We start from the raw sequence: 1,758 nt of genomic DNA, 5'->3' as shown, positions 1-1,758 counted from the left end.
CCGGCTCGTCGAAGGCCAGGCCGTCACGAACTGGAAGCAGGCCCTCGCCCAGCTCGCCGCGGCCTACCCCGACCGGATCAACCCCTACCTGTGACCACCCCGCTTACACAGACAAGTTGACACGCCCTGAGCTTGCGGCGGAACACGGGCAGAAAGTCCACTAAGAACGCCGTTGGGTTGGCCGTCGTCATCGGGGTACTGGTCGCTGCGACCGACTCGACCCACCGTCCGGCCGGGGTCTGGCCCAGCGTGGAGTGCACCGTGCCGTGGTAGGTCGCCACAGCCAACACCAGCCACCGCTCCAACTCGGCAATCGTCAGTGCGGCCATCTTCTCGGCGTCGTACGCTCCACGCTCGACTGGGTTCGAAAACGTGGTCCCCGGCAGCTCGTGGATCTGTCGCATGGCCGTGCCGATGACCCGCTCGACGATCCCGCCGTAATGCGGCCGGCCCAGCGGGCGGTAGTCGAGGCTGATACCGTGCTGGTCGCACCCGCGGGTGAGCGCTTCGCTCTTGAACTCCCGAGCATTGTCCACATACAGGACCTTCGGCTTGCCACTCATCGGCCAGGCCGCGTCGATTCCGAGCCGCTCCAGCCAGGGCCGCTTGTCACCGGCCGCATGGGCCAGGCACAACCCCACCGACACCGCCGAGGGCGGCTCCAAGGTCACCACCATTCCAACCAGACACCGACTGCGCACGTCGATGGCCACCGTCAGATACGGCCGTCCGATCGGCTGACGGTCACGGTCATCGACCACGATCAGATCCATGACCGTGTGATCGATCTGCACCTGGTCCAGGATCGACTCGACTACCGGAACCTCGTCCCCGGCCGATTGCAACGGCCGGACGCTCTCGGCCCCCTCGCGCCGCCGGCCCACCTCGACCGGATTCATCCGAGCGATCCGCGCGGCCACCGTGTTCCGTGCCGGAGCCGGCAGCCCCTACACGGCGCAGGCCCGCGTGATCTCCCGATGCAGGGAGGCAATGCTGCGCTTCTGCCGGGTCAAGTACCGCTGGCGCACCAGCTCACGGATGATCTGCTCCACTGGCTCCGTCAGCCGGCCCCCACCCTTGCCACCATCCGATCGCCGGGGGACAAGATCAGTGACCAGGCCCGAGCCCCGCCGGTACCGCTCCAGCAGCACGTACACCCGGCGCCGGGAGATCCCCAGCTCCATCGCGGCTTCGTCGACGACAGCCAGTCCCACTGGATCGTGCTCGGCCAGGCGACCGATCACCCCGGCCCGCAACCGGGCCTGCTCCCACTCACGCTCGGGCACCGCAAGCACGCCCGGTCCAGCCATCTCATCCTGGTCGCCGTCCACGCCCGCCTCCTCATAGAGAACAGGACTACTGAGCAGATGCGACGCTAGTGCACAGGACTACTGAACGACCAGGGCTCGGGAGTCGACGACACCACCCCCGAGAGGACGGGCCCGAGAGCGCAGTCGACTTCTGAAAATGACTCGAGGACTGAGCTCGCTCGACGTACGGTGAAGGATCCCCTTACGGGCATGCGATCTGGGCTGACGCCTGTGACCGAGTGTTCAGTTCGCACTGTATAGTTCAGTCCATGATGACTATTGCTTCGCGTCTCGACGTGATGAACCGCCTGGGTCGTGCACTGGCCGACCCCACTCGATCCCGGATCATCTTGACCCTGCTCGACCATCCCGCTTACCCGGCGGAACTGGCCCGAGATCTGGACCTGACACGCCCGAACGTGTCCAACCACCTGGCATGCCTGCGCGA

The 1,758-nt window shown here is 66.3% G+C and carries 1 protein-coding gene and 1 pseudogene; one reads left to right on the top strand and one right to left on the bottom strand.

The genetic code is table 11. The features are described 5' to 3' along the window. Positions 1–128: 128 nt before the first annotated feature. Positions 129–1,331: pseudogene (locus D8M29_RS14555) on the bottom strand (DDE-type integrase/transposase/recombinase); the annotation flags it as partial. A 248-nt stretch (positions 1,332–1,579) separates the two neighbouring features. Here D8M29_RS14555 and D8M29_RS11875 point away from each other — a divergent pair. After that, the coding region (locus D8M29_RS11875; RefSeq protein ID WP_148110838.1) for a helix-turn-helix transcriptional regulator at positions 1,580–1,758 on the top strand (179 nt) is incomplete at its 3' end.

Origin of the sequence: Micrococcus sp. HSID17227 (assembly GCF_003989405.1) — a bacterium.
GTDB lineage: Bacteria > Actinomycetota > Actinomycetes > Actinomycetales > Micrococcaceae > Micrococcus > Micrococcus luteus.
The sequence above is the reverse complement of the archived record's forward strand: the minus strand, read 5'-3'. Positions and strand labels throughout refer to the sequence as shown.